The organism is Flavobacterium sp. B330r (genome assembly GCF_056824325.1).
On sequence record NZ_CP124860.1, the window covers coordinates 537,140 to 556,998 of the forward strand.

At 33.3% G+C, this 19,859-nt stretch carries 21 protein-coding genes; 7 read left to right on the forward strand and 14 right to left on the reverse strand.

Features of this window, described 5'->3' with window-relative positions; genetic code table 11:
* Nucleotides 1-44: 44 nt before the first annotated feature.
* From QLQ95_RS02335 to QLQ95_RS02345, 3 genes are all read right to left on the reverse strand, one after another.
* Nucleotides 45-1,127, reverse strand: coding sequence for an efflux RND transporter periplasmic adaptor subunit (locus QLQ95_RS02335; protein WP_248727796.1), 1,083 nt, complete (start codon nt 1,125-1,127; stop codon nt 45-47).
* 177 nt (nt 1,128-1,304) lie between these two features.
* The gene (locus QLQ95_RS02340; RefSeq protein WP_095929054.1) at nt 1,305-1,685 is read right to left on the reverse strand and encodes a hypothetical protein; all 381 of its coding nucleotides are present in this window, start codon (nt 1,683-1,685) and stop codon (nt 1,305-1,307) included.
* A 169-nt stretch (nt 1,686-1,854) separates the two neighbouring features.
* Nucleotides 1,855-2,262, reverse strand: coding sequence for a GNAT family N-acetyltransferase (locus QLQ95_RS02345; protein ID WP_095929055.1), 408 nt, complete (start codon nt 2,260-2,262; stop codon nt 1,855-1,857).
* A 175-nt stretch (nt 2,263-2,437) separates the two neighbouring features.
* Here QLQ95_RS02345 and QLQ95_RS02350 point away from each other — a divergent pair, with 175 nt between their 5' ends.
* Complete coding sequence (locus QLQ95_RS02350; RefSeq protein WP_095929056.1) at nt 2,438-3,001, forward strand: porin family protein; 564 nt, start codon at nt 2,438-2,440, stop codon at nt 2,999-3,001.
* Between the two features lie 50 nt (nt 3,002-3,051).
* Here the strand turns inward: QLQ95_RS02350 and QLQ95_RS02355 are convergent, their stop codons facing one another.
* The 4 genes from QLQ95_RS02355 to QLQ95_RS02370 all read right to left on the reverse strand — a co-directional run bounded on the left by QLQ95_RS02355 (nt 3,052) and on the right by QLQ95_RS02370 (nt 7,958).
* Nucleotides 3,052-3,666, reverse strand: coding sequence for a hypothetical protein (locus QLQ95_RS02355; RefSeq protein ID WP_095929057.1), 615 nt, complete (start codon nt 3,664-3,666; stop codon nt 3,052-3,054).
* A gap of 162 nt (nt 3,667-3,828) precedes the next feature.
* Nucleotides 3,829-5,706: a M1 family metallopeptidase gene (locus tag QLQ95_RS02360; protein ID WP_482502473.1), complete on the reverse strand. Its 1,878-nt coding sequence runs from the start codon at nt 5,704-5,706 to the stop codon at nt 3,829-3,831.
* Nucleotides 5,707-5,990: 284 nt separating this feature from the next.
* Nucleotides 5,991-7,571: an NADP-dependent glyceraldehyde-3-phosphate dehydrogenase gene (locus QLQ95_RS02365; protein ID WP_379796738.1), complete on the reverse strand. Its 1,581-nt coding sequence runs from the start codon at nt 7,569-7,571 to the stop codon at nt 5,991-5,993.
* Between the two features lie 75 nt (nt 7,572-7,646).
* Nucleotides 7,647-7,958, reverse strand: coding sequence for a rhodanese-like domain-containing protein (locus QLQ95_RS02370; protein ID WP_095929060.1), 312 nt, complete (start codon nt 7,956-7,958; stop codon nt 7,647-7,649).
* Between the two features lie 362 nt (nt 7,959-8,320).
* Here QLQ95_RS02370 and QLQ95_RS02375 point away from each other — a divergent pair, with 362 nt between their 5' ends.
* Both QLQ95_RS02375 and QLQ95_RS02380 read left to right on the forward strand, forming a co-directional pair.
* Nucleotides 8,321-8,956, forward strand: coding sequence for a Crp/Fnr family transcriptional regulator (locus QLQ95_RS02375; RefSeq protein WP_250837022.1), 636 nt, complete (start codon nt 8,321-8,323; stop codon nt 8,954-8,956).
* Nucleotides 8,957-9,129: 173 nt separating this feature from the next.
* Nucleotides 9,130-9,915: a sulfite exporter TauE/SafE family protein gene (locus QLQ95_RS02380; RefSeq protein WP_428237636.1), complete on the forward strand. Its 786-nt coding sequence runs from the start codon at nt 9,130-9,132 to the stop codon at nt 9,913-9,915.
* 86 nt (nt 9,916-10,001) lie between these two features.
* Here the strand turns inward: QLQ95_RS02380 and QLQ95_RS02385 are convergent, their stop codons facing one another.
* The 7 genes from QLQ95_RS02385 to QLQ95_RS02415 form a co-directional block, all read right to left on the reverse strand.
* Complete coding sequence (locus QLQ95_RS02385) at nt 10,002-10,388, reverse strand: helix-turn-helix transcriptional regulator (protein WP_095929062.1); 387 nt, start codon at nt 10,386-10,388, stop codon at nt 10,002-10,004.
* Between the two features lie 239 nt (nt 10,389-10,627).
* Nucleotides 10,628-11,032, reverse strand: a complete 405-nt coding sequence (locus QLQ95_RS02390; RefSeq protein ID WP_482502475.1) for a hypothetical protein — start codon at nt 11,030-11,032, stop codon at nt 10,628-10,630.
* A gap of 525 nt (nt 11,033-11,557) precedes the next feature.
* Complete coding sequence (locus QLQ95_RS02395) at nt 11,558-11,953, reverse strand: helix-turn-helix domain-containing protein (RefSeq protein WP_095929064.1); 396 nt, start codon at nt 11,951-11,953, stop codon at nt 11,558-11,560.
* 132 nt (nt 11,954-12,085) lie between these two features.
* A complete protein-coding gene (locus tag QLQ95_RS02400) occupies nt 12,086-12,940 on the reverse strand; it encodes a hypothetical protein (RefSeq protein WP_095929065.1) in 855 nt (284 codons plus the stop codon).
* Between the two features lie 193 nt (nt 12,941-13,133).
* Nucleotides 13,134-14,210, reverse strand: a complete 1,077-nt coding sequence (gene cydB, locus QLQ95_RS02405) for a cytochrome d ubiquinol oxidase subunit II (protein ID WP_427874860.1) — start codon at nt 14,208-14,210, stop codon at nt 13,134-13,136.
* 2 nt (nt 14,211-14,212) lie between these two features.
* Nucleotides 14,213-15,559, reverse strand: a complete 1,347-nt coding sequence (locus QLQ95_RS02410; RefSeq protein ID WP_428237660.1) for a cytochrome ubiquinol oxidase subunit I — start codon at nt 15,557-15,559, stop codon at nt 14,213-14,215.
* Between the two features lie 335 nt (nt 15,560-15,894).
* Nucleotides 15,895-16,485: an HD domain-containing protein gene (locus tag QLQ95_RS02415; protein ID WP_482502476.1), complete on the reverse strand. Its 591-nt coding sequence runs from the start codon at nt 16,483-16,485 to the stop codon at nt 15,895-15,897.
* Nucleotides 16,486-16,690: 205 nt separating this feature from the next.
* Between QLQ95_RS02415 and QLQ95_RS02420 the strand changes: the two genes are divergently transcribed.
* The 4 genes from QLQ95_RS02420 to QLQ95_RS02435 all read left to right on the forward strand — a co-directional run bounded on the left by QLQ95_RS02420 (nt 16,691) and on the right by QLQ95_RS02435 (nt 19,854).
* A complete protein-coding gene (locus QLQ95_RS02420) occupies nt 16,691-18,103 on the forward strand; it encodes an MBL fold metallo-hydrolase (RefSeq protein ID WP_482502477.1) in 1,413 nt (470 codons plus the stop codon).
* A 158-nt stretch (nt 18,104-18,261) separates the two neighbouring features.
* A complete protein-coding gene (locus QLQ95_RS02425; RefSeq protein ID WP_250837179.1) occupies nt 18,262-18,825 on the forward strand; it encodes a YeeE/YedE family protein in 564 nt (187 codons plus the stop codon).
* A gap of 10 nt (nt 18,826-18,835) precedes the next feature.
* Nucleotides 18,836-19,312 (forward strand): DUF6691 family protein, encoded by a 477-nt coding sequence (locus QLQ95_RS02430; RefSeq protein WP_095929070.1) that lies wholly within the window; start codon nt 18,836-18,838, stop codon nt 19,310-19,312.
* Between the two features lie 23 nt (nt 19,313-19,335).
* Nucleotides 19,336-19,854, forward strand: coding sequence for a GNAT family N-acetyltransferase (locus QLQ95_RS02435; RefSeq protein ID WP_095929071.1), 519 nt, complete (start codon nt 19,336-19,338; stop codon nt 19,852-19,854).
* Nucleotides 19,855-19,859 lie beyond the last annotated feature (5 nt).

Genomic DNA, 19,859 nt, shown 5'->3' on the forward strand with positions numbered 1-19,859 from the left:
TACGTAACTTGAATCCTGAAACTTGAAACTATTAAAACAAAAAACTATTCTGCTTTTAAGCGTAAATGATTGATTACTTCTTTAGGAGATTCGTAATCGAATTTAATTTTGTCGTTTTCTTTTACTTTCTGAACACCTTCAAGCAAGATCTTATCATTTTCTGTAAGACCACTTTTGATTACATATAAATCAGGGATTTCGCCAGTAATAGTGATTTCTCTAGAACTTACTTTATTGTCTTTTCCAACTACAAAAACATATTTTTTGTCTTGAATTTCGTAAGTCGCTTTTTGCGGAATCACAATAGCATTTTTAAGAGGAACATTCATCTGAACTTGGCCTGTTTCGCCATTTCTAAGTAATTTTCCAGAATTAGGGAATCTTGCTCTAAAAGCAATGTTTCCGGTTTCGTTGTTGAATTCACTTTCGATTACCTCAACATTTCCTTTGTCTTTAAAAATATCTCCGTTAGCCAAAACCAAATTCACTTTGTTATCTGCACGGTCTTTAATATTTGTTTCATAACTAATGTATTCTGGCTCAGAAACATTGAAATAAGCAAACATCTGACTGTTGTCCGAAAGACTTGTCAGTAATTCTCCTTCATCTATTAAACTTCCTAGTTTTAAAGGAATACGGTCGATTGTTCCGTCAAACGGAGCTCTGATTTCTGTGAATGATAAATGAAGTTTTGCCAGCGCAACCTCAGCTTTTGCAGATTGCAATTTTGCCTGAGCGACACTTAATTCGTTTTTAGAAACGATATTTTTATCTGCCAGTAATTTTGAATTTTGCAATTCAATTTCTACAGATTTTTGTTCTGACTGCGCTTTTAATAATTCTGCCTGATACATGTTTGGCATAATTTTAAACAACAGCTGTCCTTTTTTTACAAACTGTCCTTCGTCAACATATATATTTTGTAAAAACCCTTTTTCTTGGGCGCGAAGTTCGATATTACGAACCGATTTTATTTGTGAAACGTATTCTTTTGTAAATGAAGTATCGATTCTTACTGGATTAGTAACGGTGAATTTTTCTACTTCTTCTTTTTCTTCTTTTTTAGATGTACAGCTCGTTAAGCACACCAAGGCCATTAAGCCTGTGAACACAATAATTTTTTTCATGATTTAGTTTGGAAATTAAGCGATTGAATGCTTTGGAATGAAAATTCCTTTTGGATGTTAAAATGCATCAGTCAGCCTTAGCCCAGACCTTAACTTTATATAAGCAGAAGTAGAAAAAATATACAACAGCAAGATACGCAGAGATCAAAACTCAGGTAACCGATGTATACTTTAGAATCAAATTCTTAATACTCGTTGAGTAATATAGATAGGATTTGAATGCCCGAATAAAGGCGTAGAAATTTTTAAACGATTGGAATCATTCGCTGCAGACTGATCTGAAAGTGCCAGATACAAAGCGTCTACCAAACTATACGAAGCAGTAAAATATTTGTTCGTAAGTAAATCAACATCTTCACCTCCAACAAGATCTTCTTCTAAATCAATATCTGTAGCTTCTTCAATTGTTGAAGTTCCACGATCTTGATTAGTAAACTTAACTCTATGTTTCTGTAGGTGATGGTGAGTATGAGCACCAAAAGTATTTGCATTCAAATATTGGCCTCCGCCAAACAGAAGCATATTCATGAATACTAAAAATACTATTAACTTTCTCATTTCGGTGCGAAAGTAGTAAAAGAATTAAAACAAAAAAAGAATTTTTAACAAGGTTTAACAGTTCCATAAAACGAAAACGTTTTCATTCTCTTAATTTTTATTAATCACTTTACTTCAAAATTAAAATCCTTATTTACAACATTAAAAATCAACAACTTAAACTTCACAATTAAGAAAGCAAAATTTCCATAATCGTAAATTCTTGTCCTGATTTTACAAAAGTTTTAAAAGTATCTATCATTCCGAACTTCTCATAAAATGATTTTTTATTGGTTCTGGCGTTGCACCATACTTTTTCTACACCTTTTTCCTTTGCAAATTCTAGAATATACTTTAAAAGATGAGACGCAATTCCCTTACCTTGATACTCTTCTAAAGTAGCTAATTTTCTAAACTGCATTTCTTTTTCTTCCATAAAACAAGAGACTATAGAAACCAATTTATCTTCTTCAAAAACTCCAAAATGAATTCCTAAATTATCTTCTTCAAGCTGTACAAACTCAAAAGGCTGGTCTGGCCACATTACTTCGTGTCTTATTGGCCAAGTATCACTAGGGTTTATTGTTTTAACTTTCATTTTAATGTATTAAATCTTCTCAAAATTAATTCATTTTGATTTAATCGAAAAAAACAAACCAGAAATCTTGATCTGATTAATTATCAAAACTTTACAGAAAAATAAATCAGACAAATCATTCAATTCTAATCTATTATGATTATTTTTATAGTACCAAAATCAAATAAATTCCGTTATGAGAAAATTCCTTTTAGCAACATTTTTATGTATTTGTGCCAATGGATTTGCGCAATTAATACAAATCGGGCCGCAGTTTTCTACAAGCATTACTTCTGTCAATGCCAAAAATTTCAGTTCCGATCATACGAATACAGGAATTGGATTTGCCGCATTTGGCCGATTAAACCTTGCACTTTTTTATGCCCAGGGCGAATTTGGATATGGTCAAACTAATTTTAGCGTATACCAAAACGGCGTGGGAGAAACCGAATTTAAACTATCAGGAACAGATGCTTCATTAATTGCAGGACTTAAAATTATTCCGCTTGGAAAACTCGGAAATGTGAGGCTTTTTGTGGGATACAACTGGAAAAATTATTCAGACATAAGTACCAGCAATAATCTCAATTCTATAGCTATAGAAAAAAATAATCATAGCATTCTTGGAGGTGTTGGAGTGGATGTCTGGAGACTAACTTTTGATGTTAGATATCTTGCTGGACTTAGTGATATAGATGCCTCTAGCAGTGAAATTAAAACTGGAGTTACCAATCTCTCCATTGGATTTAAATTTCTATAAAACTCATAATAAAAAAGGGAATCAATCGATTCCCTTTTTTTATTTATCATTTACATTTTAACGTAATAATTTTCCTCATTATCACTTTGTATCTTTTTTATTCCCTCTTCTGTTTTAACAGCTACATTAACAACATGCAATACATCTGACTTTTCATTAAGACTACAGTTCCAAACTGTTCCATCAGAAAGAATAATTTCTGAAAATAATGAGACCGTACTTTTGGCATCATTATAAACTAAATTTTCAGTTTTAAGAAGTTTCTTTACTTTTGTTTTTTTGTCGACCTCGTAAAACAAGATCTCATTTTCTTTAATTTCGACCACTTCATCAAAAGTAGATTGACTGGCGGTAACTGCTGTTGCCGCAGACCAAACTGGCTGACTTCCAGTTCTTCTCCAAGTTCCAATTGCTTGACTTAGAATTTCTTTTCTTAAAATTTCACGTAAAGTATCTACTTTATTAACAGCATCTTTTCCAATTTCGTTGTCCGGCTTAATCTTTGCAGCCAAAGAAAATAAGTCGATAGCTTTTACAAAATCGGCTTTTTTGTAGTAAGAAACAGCTAGTTCATATTTACTTTTTTGAAACGCTGCTTTTTGATCATTCTGCGCAAAAAACTGAAGACTGCTTAGCAAAGCAATCAGAAAAAAAGTATTCTTCATTAGATTTGGTGGTATTTTTAGTATTTGGCAAACGTAATATTTTTCCGAGAAATATTTGTGCTGTTTTTCCGTAACTTGAATATTTTTAATTATTTTAAACAAAAAGCGTCACTTTGCTAAAACAAAGTGACGCTTTAATTTATTTAGTTAAATTTAATTCAATTATTTAACATTTAAAACATTGTTCTCTGGTGTTGCATCCATAAATATTCCACCATCAATCTCAATTTTTTCGATTTTTTTTGCGCTTTTCAAAATTATTCTAGCTATTTTTTGATTTTTCTCCCAAATCGCTGGCGTTTGATGCAAAATTGTTTTTGACTTATCAGCGTACGTAATTACAACATCAAAAGGAATTGCAAAACCTCCAATGTTTTCTATTGTTATGGTTTTCTTATCGGAAGAAAGACCTTTTACAGCAATATCTATGTAATTGTTAGTAAAGAACCAATTATTAAAAAACCAATTTAAATTCTTTCCTGCTGCTGTATTAAATGAATTAAAATAATCCCACGGAATAGGATGTTTTCCGTTCCAAGTATCCATATAAAAATGAAGCGCTTTTTTGAACATTTCATCTCCTAACATATCTTTTAGAGCCAAATAAGAAAGAGAAGCTTTACCATAAGAATTATTTCCATAACCTGCGCCAGAAACCTGTGTAGACATTGTTATAATGGGCTGATCTTGTTCTGAAGATCGATCGCTTATATAATGTTTCACTCTAAATTCTTTATAAAACTTATCGGCAGCCTCTTTACCATGTTCAGCAATTCCGATTAAATATTCAAAAGTTGTTGCCCAACCTTCGTCCATAAAGGCATAACGCGTTTCATTGATTCCCATATAAAAAGGAAAATAAGTGTGCGCTACTTCGTGATCTTGTACTAACTGTGCAAAAATAGGATCTCCCATTTCAGAATCGTTACACATCATTGGATATTCCATATCGGCAAAACCTTGGAAAGCCGTCATTTTAGAAAATGGATACGGAACTCCTGGCCAATTGTTAGAAAACCAATCTAAAGCATATTGATTATTTTTTACCGAATTCACAAAATCGGTTCCTTTAACATTATAAGCCGCCTGAACGCTCGCGCGACGATTTGTCTTCTTATCCACTACAACACTACTAGCGTCCCATAAATAATGATCACTTAAACCAAAGCACACATCTGTTATGTTTTTAGCTTCAAATTTCCAGACATTCCAATCGTATTGTTTAGTTACGATTCCGCTTTTCATTTCCTGTTCGTTTGCAATATGCAGAATTTCATCTGTTGTGTATGATTTTTTTAAGCGTGAAGCAAATTCAGGTTGCAAAACCTCATCTGGATTTAATAAATCTCCAGTTGCATACACCACGTAGTTTTTTGGTGCTTTTACAGAAAAAACATAATCATTGAAGTCATTGTAAAATTCTTGGCGATCTGTATGTGGTAATCTATCCCATCCATTATAATCGTCAAAAACTGAAACACGAGGATAACTATACGCTACAAAAAATGTCGTTTCGTCAATCTGGCCTTCTCTACCGCTTTCTTTAGACAAAGGATAATTCCATTGAATATTTATAATGGTCTTTGAATTGGGTAAAATTGGTTTTTGCAATTTTATATTTCCAACAGTTCCCCAGTTTTTAGCGTCTTCTTTATACACTTCATTTTCTACTTTCAATGAAGTAATTGTTAATCCATCGCTTAAAAAATCATTGCTTACTTCACCTCCTCTTGGAGAAGAAGGCTTGTGAAGGTTGTTTACAAAACGAATAACTAAGTTTCTTAAAGTATCCTTGCTATTGTTTTCGTAAATAATGGTTTCAGTTCCACTAACCAATCTCGTTTTCGGATCAACTGAAATTTCCATATTATATTTTCCACGGTTCTGCCAATAGTTTGCGCCTGGTTTTCCGTCTTTAGAACGTGTTCCATTTTCATAGGCTTTTTTTATATTTCGAGGCATGTAAAGCTCTTGAGCAATAGTATCTTGGGCAAAAAGAACGAATGCTATTAATGCAAATTGCAAAAATCTCTTTTTCATAAATAATTCTTAGGTCTTTAAATTGTTTGATGTATAAGACTGCTGTTTTAAAACAATGTTACAAATTTAATTATTAATTGTTAATGATGAATTGTAAGATGTGAATTGTAAATGGTGAAATGTGAGATGTGAGATGCAGAAAAACTTCATTTTACATTTTACATCAAACTTTTACAAAAAAACTTAGAATCTTAGCTCCTTAGAAACTTAGCATCTTTAAAAAGAAAAACCGTCTATCACCAAAAGGAATAGACGGCATCTACAATTAATATATAACCTTGATACTACAAAATATAATCTGTATTAATAAAATTCGATTCTTTGCTGTTAAGCAATTCCTGCAGAATCTCATTATTATAATCGATATCTTTTGAAGCTACAAACGTACGAATTGAGAAAGAACGTAAAGCATCTGGAATACTCAAAGTTCCTACAGCAGAATCTTTTCTTCCTGTAAAAGGGAAAGCATCTGGCCCTCTTTGGCAAGAACTGTTGAGGTTTACTCTACAAACTAAGTTAACTAAAGCATCAATTAGCGGTGCAAGAGTTTTTATATCTTTACCAAACAAACTTACTTGCTGTCCGTAATTTGATTCTGCCATATCTTTCAATGGTTCTTTAATATCTTTGAAAGAAAGTACAGGAACAACTGGCCCAAACTGTTCTTCGTGATACACACGCATTTCTTTATTTACTGGATATAAAACTGCTGGAAAAATATAGTTATCAGTATGTTTTCCTCCTTTTTCATTAATGACTTTAGCTCCTTTATGAAGAGCATCATCAATTAAGCCTTGAATATATTTTGGTTTGTCGGTTTCTGGTAGCGGTGTTAGAGCAACTCCCTTTTCCCACGGATTTCCAAAAAGCAAACTGTCTACTTTTTCAGAAAAACGTTTATTGAATTCTTCAGCAATCGATTCGTGAACATATAACACTTTCAAAGCAGTACAACGTTGTCCGTTAAAAGACAAACTTCCTGTAATACATTCCTGAATAGCCAAATCTAAATCGGCATCTGGAAGAATAATTGCTGGATTTTTAGCTTCTAAACCTAAAATTAAACGCAGTCTATTTTTGTTTGGATGCTGATCCTGTAAAGCAATTGCCGATTTACTGTTTCCAATTAAAGCTAAAACGTCTATTTTTCCAGATTTCATAATCGGAGAAGCCACTTCGCGTCCTCTTCCATAAACAATATTGATTACTCCTTTAGGAAAACTGCTTCTAAAAGCTTCCAATAATGGCGAAATACATAAAACACCATGTTTAGCTGGTTTGAAGATCACAGTATTCCCCATAATCAAGGCAGGAATCAACAATGAGAAAGTTTCATTCAAAGGATAATTGTAAGGTCCAAGACATAATACAACTCCAAGAGGTCCACGGCGAATCATGGCGTTTACACCTTGCACTTTTTCAAAGTGCGAACTGCGTCCGTTTAATTCTTTGTAGCTGGCAATAGTATCGTAAATATATTCTACAGTTCTATCAAATTCTTTTTGCGAATCTCCTAATGACTTTCCGATTTCCCACATTAAGTATTTCACTACTTCTTCGCGGGTTTCTTTCATTTGTTTCACAAATTTTTCCATGCATTTAATACGATCAACTACTTTCATAGTCGGCCATAAGCCTTGTCCCATATCGTATGCATTGGTAGCAGCTTCGACAACTTCTGCTGCTTCTTTTTCTCCCATAAAAGGAATAGATCCTAATAAAGTCGGCGAATACTTTTCTGTTGAAGAAATAGTAGAAAACACAGGTGTGGTTTGCCCTGTCCATTGTTTCAATTCTCCATTTACAAGATAGGTATCTTGATTTATCAGACTATTAATCTGATATTCTTCTGGTATAAAACTCATAATTTGGTTTGTTTAATGGTCTGGTAATTTTATTTTCAAAAGAAAAAAGAGGCTTTTTTATTGCCTCTTCTTCATTTATGGTTGTACTGTTTCACCTTCCCAATCTAGGATTCCTCCAAGTAGATTGTAGGCGTTTTCGATACCCAACTCGTTCATAATCTGGCATGCTTTTGCACTTCTAGCCCCAGAACGACAGTATACATAATAGTTTTTATTTTTGTCTAATTCTTCAATCTCATAAATAAAAGCCTGCCCTTTATTGATATCAATATTTAGAGCATTCTCAATATAGCCATCATTAAATTCGTCCTCAGTTCTTACGTCAAGTATAACTGCATTTTCGTCAGCTTCTAACTGAGCAACCCAATCTTCTTGTGATAAATTCATAATAAAATGTGTTTTTGTAAAATTACGACGTTTCTTTATATAAAAAACGTACCAAATGCGATTTCGATTATTATTCTCAGAAAACGTTTTAGAGAAAGTATTATAATCAGTGAATTACAAATTTAGTTACTATTTTTAAAAATTCAGCCTACAAAATCGATAGAAAATAGGATTTTTTCATTTACATAAAATTAATCTTAAATCTAGTTTTCTGATAATTATTCCCATTCCAAACCCTTATCTTTGCAAACAATCCTATATTTTTATCCGATTTTGATAAAAATATTCGCCACCAATTACACGAATTCTCAATAATTAATTGTTTTGAATTAATGCAATTGATGGCAAAAAAAATCTACAATATGCAACATTCATTAAAAACCATCTTTCCTAATTTCTCGAACGAACTCATTGCTACGATAGAAGAAAACGGAAGCCTTCAAGATTTTGAAGCCGGAACCATTTTAATGCGTACCGGTCAGTATATTAAAAATACAGTTTTGATAACTAAAGGTAAAATCAAAATCTATCGCGAAGGTGAAGACGGCGGAGAGTTTTTAATGTACTACTTGCAGCCTGGACAAGCTTGTGCGATATCAATGATTTGTACAGCAAAAAGCGAAAAAAGCCAGATTATGGCAAAAGTGGTTGAGGATGTTACTGTTATGATGATTCCGTTGCAATTAATGGACAAATGGATGATGGAACATAGAAGCTGGTACGAATTTGTAATTGAAACCTACCGAAGCCGTTTTGAAGAAGTTCTCGAAGTGGTAGACAATATCGCTTTCCGTTCTATGGATGAAAGATTAGAATTCTACTTAAAAAGACATTCTGATGCCTGTGGCTGTTCTGAGGTAAATTTATCGCATCAGGAAATCGCAACCGAATTAAATACTTCGCGAGAAGTCGTTTCCAGATTACTCAAAAAAATGGAACAACGCGGTTTGGTCAAACTCAACCGAAACCAGATTGAATTGCTAAATTTTAACCATTAAGATATTAAGTTAATTAAGTTGGATCGCTTAATATTACTTAACCTTTAAAAGTTTCATTAAGAAAGCATAGCTTAATTTCCTTAATATCTTAATGGTAAAATTATTTTAGGTCTGTGATAAATGTTACTGTAGATTTCTAAATTCCGAGGCAACTTTGCATCAAAACAAATGCAATGGAATATTTAGGATTTTTTGCCTCAATCATAATCGGAATTTCGCTTGGCTTAATAGGCGGCGGAGGCTCTATTCTTACTATTCCTATTTTAGTTTATTTATTTAAAGTAAATCCCGATCAAGCCACTTCTTATTCTTTATTTATTGTCGGATTAACCGCTTTATTTGGAAGTTACAGCCATTATAAAATGGGAAATCTAAAACTGAAATCGGCTTTGTACTTTGCTGTTCCCTCAGTTATTTCGATTTTAATAATTCGTGAAGTCATATTTCCGCAAATTGCATCGACTTTGTTTTCTGTTGCTTCCTATACCGTTTCAAAAGATTTTCTAATTATGATCATCTTTTCTATCCTAATGATTACGGCAGCCATTTCTATGATTAAAAAAAATCAGTCCGAAATTAAATCAACAGATACTAATTATTCGCAATTGAGTTTTATAGGTTTTTTGGTCGGAATCGTAACCGGATTTCTAGGTGCAGGCGGCGGATTCTTAATTATTCCTGCCTTGCTTTTTTTTGCCAATCTGCCCATGAAACAAGCCGTTGGAACTTCATTATTAATCATCACTATTAATTCGTCAATAGGTTTTGCTGGCGATCTATACATTGGGACACCAATAAATTACACTTTCTTATTAAGCGTTTCTGCAATGGCTTTAATCGGAATGTTTATTGGAAGCCAGCTTTCAAAAAAAATGGACGGCACAAAATTAAAACCTCTTTTTGGGTGGTTTGTGCTCGTAATGGGATTTTATATCATTGCCAAAGAAGTTTTATTCTAAAAAGAATTTCAACGCTTTATTTAGTTTCACTTGTAGAGTAATCTTTGTCAAAGTTTTAAACTTTGACAAAGATGAAACTAAAACCTTCAGATTTCTCCAAATTTATCTTTATATCTTTCAAGCTCGATTTCAGTTCTCGAAAGCAGTTTTTCAAGCAATTGAATTTTATCTTCATAAAGCTCCTTCAAAACTGAAGAATTATCGGCATTAATCAAAATACTACCGTTATTGTTTCCTGTTATTTTGTTGTAATTATTAAAGTATTTATCATAATCAAAACTAATTATATCCTCTACGCTTACATCCAAAATTCTTCCTATTTCAACCAATTTTTCGTAACTCAAAGAAGTCTTTCCTTTTTCAATTTTACTATAACCAGCTTGGGTTACGCCTAATCTTTCTGCCATGTATTCCTGAGTATAATTTTTTAACTCTCTAATATTTTTGATTTTACTTTTAATTGTTGTGGCCATATTATTTCTGATTTGTGGTCATGTATAGTCAAAACAGCCAGCCGTTAGAATGTAACGGCAAGACTATACTATTATTTTTATTGGGAAATTATAAAACTACTTCATAACTAAAGACTTATGTCGCAGCGTTTTGTTAATTTTTTCTTTGTGTAATGATAAAATAACCGTACATCAAAGCTGCCATTATGAAAAATGCAATCATAACGGGAAATACTGAATATAAACATCTCTGATTTTTTTTAAGCAGTTCTTTTTACACTTCTTTCAAACTGAAGATCTAAGTAAGAATCGATCTGCTTGCCAACCAATATGCGGTCTTTGGCGGCAATTTTAGTCCTTATTTTGTTCTGGTAAATATCTTTTACAAAAACAAAATAGGCAAATTCGGCCTTGTTCCCGAATCTCATAGCTAAAATAAACGAATAGCACAAAATTGCAGGAATAATGTAATACAAGTCCATTAAATTGGAAAATAGCATGCAATAATATGTTGCAGCGGTTACGGCTAAAAAAGCACCGTTTTCAAGAAAATATTTTTTCTTTTTTTTAAGCAGTCCAATTTCTTTAATTTCATCAAAGTGATACTGCCAATTCTTAGATTTGTAACGAAATCTAACCTTGTCGGAAAAAACTGTTAAAGGCATAATAATTTAGTAGGTAAAAATAGATTTAAGCTTCTAGTGAAAAATCAATTTCTAAAAATTCTTAGGGGGAAAAAATTCTTAGATACGCAATATTAAGCATTAACACTTTTTTTTTCTTACAATTAACATTATAGAATATAACTATCGGTTGTAATTAAATCTTTCGTAAAAGTTATCTTATACTTTATTTACAAAAAAAAATCTCAAGTAAGAAGATTCTTTTGGGCGTTGCCTCCGGCCGGGCTATCCGCTATATTCCCGATTAACAAAAACTACGGCTAAAAAGCCTTGTTTTTCTAAATCGCGAGATACCGCTCCTATCCCTAACGCAGACTCAGGTAAAATGACGTTTTAGTCTTTAAAATTTTCAATCAATTGCCTCAAGCTTTAGCTGGAGGTAAACAAATGTATACAAAAAAGGCTTTAGCCAAACCTGGAAAGTTTGGCTAAAGCCCAATGCAAATTCAAACAAAAAACCTCCAGTTAAAACTGGAGGCAATTCATTTCTTTCTTTATGTTTTTCTATTACTTTTTAAGCAATTTCTCTAAATATTCTACTTTTTCTTTTTCAGCTTGGACCAATCGTTCATAAAGTTCAACCACTTTATCTAAAGGGTTAAAAGTCGCATACATTCCTTGATTAAAACTATTTCCTTGACTTGAACTATTATCATAAAAATTATTGAAGAAATTGAAGACAGATTCTTCCGAAAAATTTTCAATTGCTTCAATAGAAACACCAAGTGCTTTTGCAATTTCTGTCAATTTCTCATTATCAATCGTTTCACTCGATTCTATATTCGAAACAGTTTGCTGGCTTAGCCCAATCGCAATTGCCAAAGCTTCCTGCTTCATTCCTTTAAGCTCTCTAATTCGGCTTATGTTCCTTCCTATATGTTTTGGTTTTGCTGTTGTGCTCATAATTCAAAGATATTTAAATTTCTTGAAAAATTATTTGATTCGTAAAAATACAAGTTTTTCGTACTAATGCAAAAAAGCCATAGTCTAACTTTATGATTTTTCTAAAGCCAAATTGACTTTAAAATAAAAACTTTATCTCAATTCATAAGTCCATTTTGAAGTCTTTTCATCAAAATCTACAGAAATATAAGCCATGTAATCAACAGCAATTTGTGTTACTTTACTCCTTTTTAATTCCCAACTCTTTACTTTTTTGAGCAATTCTGTAGCATAAATTTCAAATTCTGTTATAGGTCTTTTACTTTTTACATTAAATTCTGTCATTAAACCAAAATTCGGATCAATTTTAAAATCCTCAGAAGATTTATGCCAATCAAAAAAATTAAAAACAGAAACTAATTCTCCTTTTTTATTAATGTACAATGCAAAAAGCCCGAATGGTTTATCAGATTTTATAGCTTTCGCATCTTTAAAAATGGAGTCGAGATTGGTAATTGGTTTCGTAGGATTAAATTCATTGTTCACCGTATAGTCAAGATCATAGATGTAGTTATCTAATTTAAATTCATTGCCATGATCCAACACCTTTTGCAGACGAGGATCAATTCCTCTTTCCCGAATAACCTGCGAATTGGAACACATAATACTAAAACCTAATTTTCCTTGATATTCAGAGGCAAAAACTAGTAATTTCTGATTCTTATAAACTTCCGAATAACAAGAACTCCCACCAGAGTATACTTTTTCGTAGTAAAATGTAAAATTTAGTTCTTTTGGAATATTAGCTTTTTTATAATTTTTGAGCACTTTAACTTTTATAGAATAAGTAGCAGAATCTTTGGCAATTTTTTTAAGTGTTACTAATCCTTCAAAAACATACTTGGAAGAATAAAACTCTAAAATTGGTTTAGGTGTATCACAACTGCAAGCAACTGCTTTTATAGATCCAAATAAGAAAATAAGTAATGCTATTATTTGTTTTTTCATTGATGCTTTTTAAAAAAAATTGCCTCCAGCTTCAGCTGGAGGTAAACAAATCTATATAAAAAAAAGCTTTAGCCAAAATCGTAAAGTTTGGCTAAAGCCTAATTCAAATTCAAACAAAAAACCTCCAGCTAAAGCTGGAGGCAATTCATTTTATATTGAAACTAAAATTCGTGAATTCGTGGCTATAAAAAAATCAATGTTCTCCATATCCAATATCATCCATTTTTCCACTGAAAACGCGATATTGAATAATAAAATAAATAATTACAAGAAACAAAGCAATAAAAAACCAGCTCAAACCAGCGTTTAATCCGTATTCGTGAGCTGCAGTGTTGTAAATCGTTAAAGACGGATTTACTTTATTGGTGGATGGCAAAACATTCGGGAAAATCGAAACCGCTGTAGACGCAAATCCGCCAACTAAAAATAAGGTCGAAAAAATAAATCCTTGACCATCTTTTTTGAAAGAACGAACTTTGAATAATCCCGCAATTCCAACAAAAGTCATTAAAGGAAAAAACCAAAGAATCGGATTTTCAATAAAATTATGAAATGGTCTTGGTTCGATAAAATGCCAAATTCCTAAAGAAATAAAGACCAAAATCAGCAAAACAAAGTTCAGTTTAAAAACTACATTTTTCAATTTCGGATTCAGCGCCGAATTCGTTTTGTAAATAATCCAGTTTGCACCGTGAATCGTTAATGCCACAACACTCACAATTCCTAAGAAAAGCGTAAACCAGTCAATAATTCCCAATTCATTTGCTTGCGGACTAAAAGTCGGATTCCACAAAGGCAAAAAGAAATAATGCGCTTCCTGCGTAGAAACTCCGTTTTGAACCATTCCGAGATTCACACCTCGAACAATATTTCCTAAAGCAATTCCGAAGAAAAGAGCCAAAAGCAGACTCGCAATTCCGAAAGCTTTATCCCAAATACTTTCCCACATATGATTATGAATCTGTCCACGCATTTCTAATCCGATGGCACGGAAAATCAAAAGCCATAAAATCATAATCAGAGGCAGATAAAATCCGCTAAAAGAAGAAGCGTATAAAGTTGGAAAGGCAAAAAACAAAACCCCTCCTGCCGCAATTAGCCAAACTTCATTGGCATCCCAAAACGGACCAATGGCATTTGTAATTGCTTTTTTATCTTTTTCTGTATCGGCAAAAAATAAGTGAATAATTCCTGCACCAAAATCATAGCCATCTAAAACCAGATAAACAGCCAAAATTCCCATTAAAACTACGTACCAAAAAAATTCCATACTTATATTTTTTCTGATGAAAGGTCCACATTATGAGGGCCTTTATTAATAATTTTTCCAACTAAAAGTAAAAACAGCATTCCTAGTAAAAGGTATAAACCAATAAAACCAAGCAATGTAAACAAGGTATTTCCCGATGAAACCGTTGGCGAAGCTCCCTCTGCAGTTCGTAATAAATTATAAACCAACCAAGGCTGCCTTCCTAATTCTGCCGTATACCAGCCTGTTGTATTGGCAATGTAAGGAAACGGCATCATGAACATTAAAGACCATAATATCCATTTAGTTTCAAACAATTTCCCTCTAATTAATTGAAAAAGCGAAAGCACCATTAATCCGATAAAAACCGTTCCGAGTCCAACCATGATATGATACGCATAATACAGTCCAGAAATATTAGTTGGATGCAAGTCTTCTTCAAACTGATCTAAACCTTTTATTTCTTGATCCCAATTTCCATAAGTCAAGAAACTCAAAATATTAGGAACGGCAATTTTGTTGTCCAGTTTTTTATCTTTTACATCGGGCTGTCCGATTAAAACAATTTCGGAACCTTTTTTCTCGGTATGAAAAATTCCTTCCATAGCCGCAAAAGTTACCGGTTGGTATTTCACAACATTTTTAGCCAATAAATCTCCTGTTGGAACAGCCACAATTACACTCGAAATCAATCCGAAAATAACACCTGTTTTCAAGAACAATTTCGCGAAAGAAACATTTTTATTACTTAAAATATAAAAAGCTCCAATTCCAGCTACAACAAAAGAACTGGTTACCAAAGAAGCGGCTTGATTGTGTAAATAAGAAGGCCAAAGCCACGGATTTAAAAATAAAGCTTTGAAATTTGTGAGTACAAATTTTCCATTTTCTAAGATTTCGTAACCCACAGGATTCTGCATCCAAGAATGTGTGGCAATAATTAAGTAACCGCTCGCCCACGAACCAATCATGATTAATAATCCTGTTACAAAATGCCATTTATGTCCGAGTAGTTTTTCTCCAAATAAAAATAATCCGAGGAAAGAAGATTCAAGAAAAAAAGAAAACATTCCTTCCATTGCCAATGTCTGCCCGATAATTCCTCCTGTTAATTCGGAGAATTTAGCCCAGTTGGTTCCAAACTGAAACTCCATCGGAATTCCGGTTACAACTCCCATTGCAAAATTGAGGGCGAAGATTTTCATCCAGAAATGGGTGGCGTGATTGTATTGTTCGTCTTTAGTTTTGAGATATTTCCACTTAAAGTACACAATGATCAACGAAAGACCCATTGTAAGTTGCGGAAAAAGATAATGAAAAGTAATCGTGAAGGCAAATTGCATTCGATCATAAAAGAGCATTTCTTCCATAATGGTAATTTGTTTATGAAGTTCCACAAATTTAACCATTAGAACCCGAATTAACGTCCTTTAAAAAAAGTTTATCGCCCGATATTTGTTAAACTTTTCAACAATTTAAAGGGTAGAAATTACACTTGTCATTACAACTTTGTCAAAGTTTTGAACTTTGACAAAGTTTCTTAGTATATATTTTTTGCGTATTGTTTTGTCATTTCGACGAAGGAGAAATCTCCGCAAGTAACTCCGCAACGAGAAGCCATTGTTTGTCGAGCTTCTTACGAAGATTTCTCCTTCGTCGAAATGACAAGATTGTGTACAATAATTGCTAAAAAAAGAGTAAAAAATTATTTTTCTAAAATCCCTTTTTCAACGCTCTCATTAATCAAACCTTCTGCGTAATTCCATAAAGATGCTGAACCATTTTTAATGATGCTTTTCTTCTCATAAACTTTATCGTACTTCACTCCAAACTCTTTCCAAGTTCCGCCGTTGTTTGATGTATTCTGCAATAAAGGCTCTAATCTGTCCATAGATCTTGCAAATTTGGCTTCATTGGTTTCTCCTGCTTCAAATTCTTCCCAGATTGCAATAAATTCTTCCGCTTGATTTTTAGGCAGAAGACCAAAAATTCTGTTTGCGGCCAAACGTTCTTCATCTGTATTATCATGATTTTTTACAGTATCATAAATAAAAACATCTCCCGCGTCAATCTCTACGATATCGTGTATCAAAACCATTTTCACGACTTTCAAAACATCAATCGGTTCATTAGAATGATCTGCCAAAACAATTGCCATTAAAGCCAAATGCCAACTGTGTTCTGCATCATTTTCACATCTGTCGCTATTGAATAATTTTGTCTTGCGCTGAATGTATTTTACTTTATCAATTTCTTTTATAAAAGCAATTTGATCCAATAAGTGTTGTGTGTTCATTTTATTTTTTGTTTTAAAATGACATTCGTCATATGCAAAATTAAAGCTTAAAGCGTAATTGCTCAACTTTAAATTTAATTTATCTCAACCGAATATGACAAACGGCACATTTTTTTACACAAAAACCTAATTTCTGTAACATTAGTCACCTATTTTTTTAAAAAACAAAGTTACCTTTGTAACCCATCATTTTACAATACCTATCATGAAAATAGAACAAATTTACACCGGATGCCTTGCTCAAGGTGCATATTATATCACTTCAAATGGCGAAGCGGCCATTATTGATCCGCTTAGAGAAATTCAGCCTTATCTGGATCGTTTAGAGCGTGATGGCGTTAAACTGAAATATATTTTTGAAACGCATTTTCACGCCGATTTCGTTTCAGGTCACGTTGATTTAAGCAAAGAAACCGGAGCTCCAATCGTTTACGGTCCAAATGCTGCTTGCGAATTTGACTGCATTTCTGCGAAAGATGGTCAGGAATTCAAAATCGGAAAAATAACAATTAAAGCACTACATACTCCAGGTCATACCATGGAAAGTACTACTTTTTTACTGATTGATGAAAACGGAAAAGATCACGCCATTTTCTCTGGAGACACTTTATTTATCGGAGATGTTGGCCGTCCTGATTTGGCTCAAAAAGCAGCTGGAATGACACAAGATCAATTGGCTGGAATTTTATATCATTCGTTAAGAGATAAAATCATGACTTTGGCTGATGACGTAATTGTGTATCCTGCGCACGGTGCGGGAAGCGCTTGCGGAAAAAACATGAGCAAAGAAACGGTTTCAACAATCGGAAATCAAAAAGCAACAAATTATGCTTTGCGTGCTAATATGACCGAAGAAGAATTCATCAAAGAAGTAACAGATGGATTATTGCCTCCTCCAGCCTACTTCAGCATGAACGTTGCCATGAATAAACAAGGTTACGAAAGCTTTGAAACAGTTTTACACAACGGAATGAAAGCGATAAATGTAAAAGAATTTGAAGCAGTTGCTGAAGAAACTGGCGCTTTAATTCTAGACACAAGAAGTGCCGCCGATTTTAGTAAAGGATTTATTCCGCAATCGATCAATATCGGAATCAATGGTGATTTTGCGCCGTGGGTTGGAACTTTAATTGCCGATGTAAAGCAGCCAATAATTCTGGTTACTGCGGCTGGCATGGAAGAAGAAACTGTAACGCGTTTAAGCCGTGTAGGTTTTGATACGATTATTGGGCATTTGGAAGGCGGTTTTGAAGCTTGGCAAAATGAAGGTTTCGAAATTGACACTGTTAACAGAATTACTGCTGAGCAATTTGCAAATGAGTTTAAATTTGGCGAAGATAAAGTCGTAGATATCCGTAAAGAAACAGAATACGCAGCAGAACATATTGATGACGCTTACAGCAAACCTTTGGCTTACATCAATGACTGGGTAAAAGATATTAACCCAAATGAGCATTTTTATTTGCATTGCGCTGGAGGATACAGAAGTATGATCGCAGCTTCTATTCTTCAAGCAAGAGGTTTCAGAAATTTCTCTGAAGTTGAAGGCGGTTTTGGAGCGATTTCTAAAACAAATATCCCAAAATCAGATTTTGTTTGTCAAAGCAAAACACTATAAAGCATAATTTTTTACCATTAAGATATTAAGTTAATTAAGTTGGAATGCTTAATTTTTCTTAACCTTCTTTAAAAAGTTTCATTAAGTTAGATTGGCTTAATATTCTTAATATCTTAATGGTTAAAAATAAAAAATCTAAATTTTAAAAGTAAATGAGTATACTTGAAATCATTAAAGAACCTTGGCCTTGGTATGTTGCTGGCCCGCTGATTGGATTAACAGTTCCAATTTTATTAATTATTGGGAATAAATCTTTCGGGATTAGTTCTTCATTGCGTCATATTTGCGCTGCTTGTATTCCTGCAAATATTTCGTTTTTTAAATACGACTGGAAAAAAGAAAGCTGGAATTTATTCTTCGTCTTAGGAATATTTTTCGGTGGTTTTATTGCGGCTCACTTTTTATCAAATCCAAATCCTGTAGAAATTGCTCCCGAATTATCGGAGAAATTAGCGACTTACGGAATTACAGATCACAGTGGTTTAGTTCCATCGCAATTATTTTCTTGGGAAAGTTTATTAACGCTTCGCGGATTTATCATGATTGTGGTTGGCGGATTTTTAGTAGGTTTCGGAACACGTTACGCTGGCGGATGCACAAGCGGACACGCGATTATGGGATTATCAAACTTACAATGGCCATCATTGGTAGCAACAATCTGTTTTATGATTGGCGGTTTTGTAATGGCACTTTTGATTTTACCTTATATTCTTTCACTTTAAAATTTCAAAAATGAGTTTAGAAAATAAAAATATAGACGGCGAAGGAATCAACGCAAGCCAGAAAAAAGAAACTGCATTTGCAAACCTAAAATATTTAATCGTTGGAATCTTTTTCGGAATTGTATTCGTAAAAGCAGAAATCATCAGTTGGTTTCGTATTCAGGAAATGTTCAATCTGGAATCGTTTCATATGTATGGCGTAATTGGATGCGCTGTTGCTGTTGGATTAATTTCAGTACAATTGATTAAAAAATTTAATATCAAAACTCTTGATGGCGAAAAAATCGAAATCCAGCCAAAGACTTTCAACAAAGGACAAATCTATGGCGGATTATTATTCGGTTTCGGATGGGCTATTACGGGAGCCTGTCCTGGTCCGCTTTTCGCTCAAATAGGAACTGGTGCTACTGTAATCGTGGTTACTTTGGTAAGTGCTATTGCTGGAACTTGGGTTTATGGTTTGATTAAAGATAAATTGCCTCATTAATTTTTTATAAAGTAAATCCAAAAATGAATTCTACAGAACAGTTAGTATTACGAAAAGCAGTTCTTTCTGAAGTGCCTGCAATTTGGGAAATACTGCAAGATGCAATTGAACAAAGACGATTAGACGGAAGCACGCAGTGGCAAGATGGTTATCCGAACGAGCTTTCTGTTAAAAATGATATCGAAAATGGCTACGGTTATGTACTAACAGAAAACGAATCTATTTTGTGTTATGCCGCTATTATGTTCGACAAAGATCCTGCTTACGAAAACATCGAAGGAAAATGGCTAACTGATAGCGATTATACTGTTGTACACCGCGTCGCAGTTTCAAAACTAGCAAAAGGAAAAGGGATTGCAACAAAGCTATTTGAAAAGATTGAAAGTTTATCTGTTGAAAATAACATTTACAGCATAAAAGTTGACACTAATTTTGACAATGTTCCAATGCTTAAAATTTTAGATAAACTAAAATATACGTATTGCGGCGAAGTCTATTTAAGAGGCGCTGCAAGAAAAGCTTTTGAAAAACGATTGATCTAGATAAA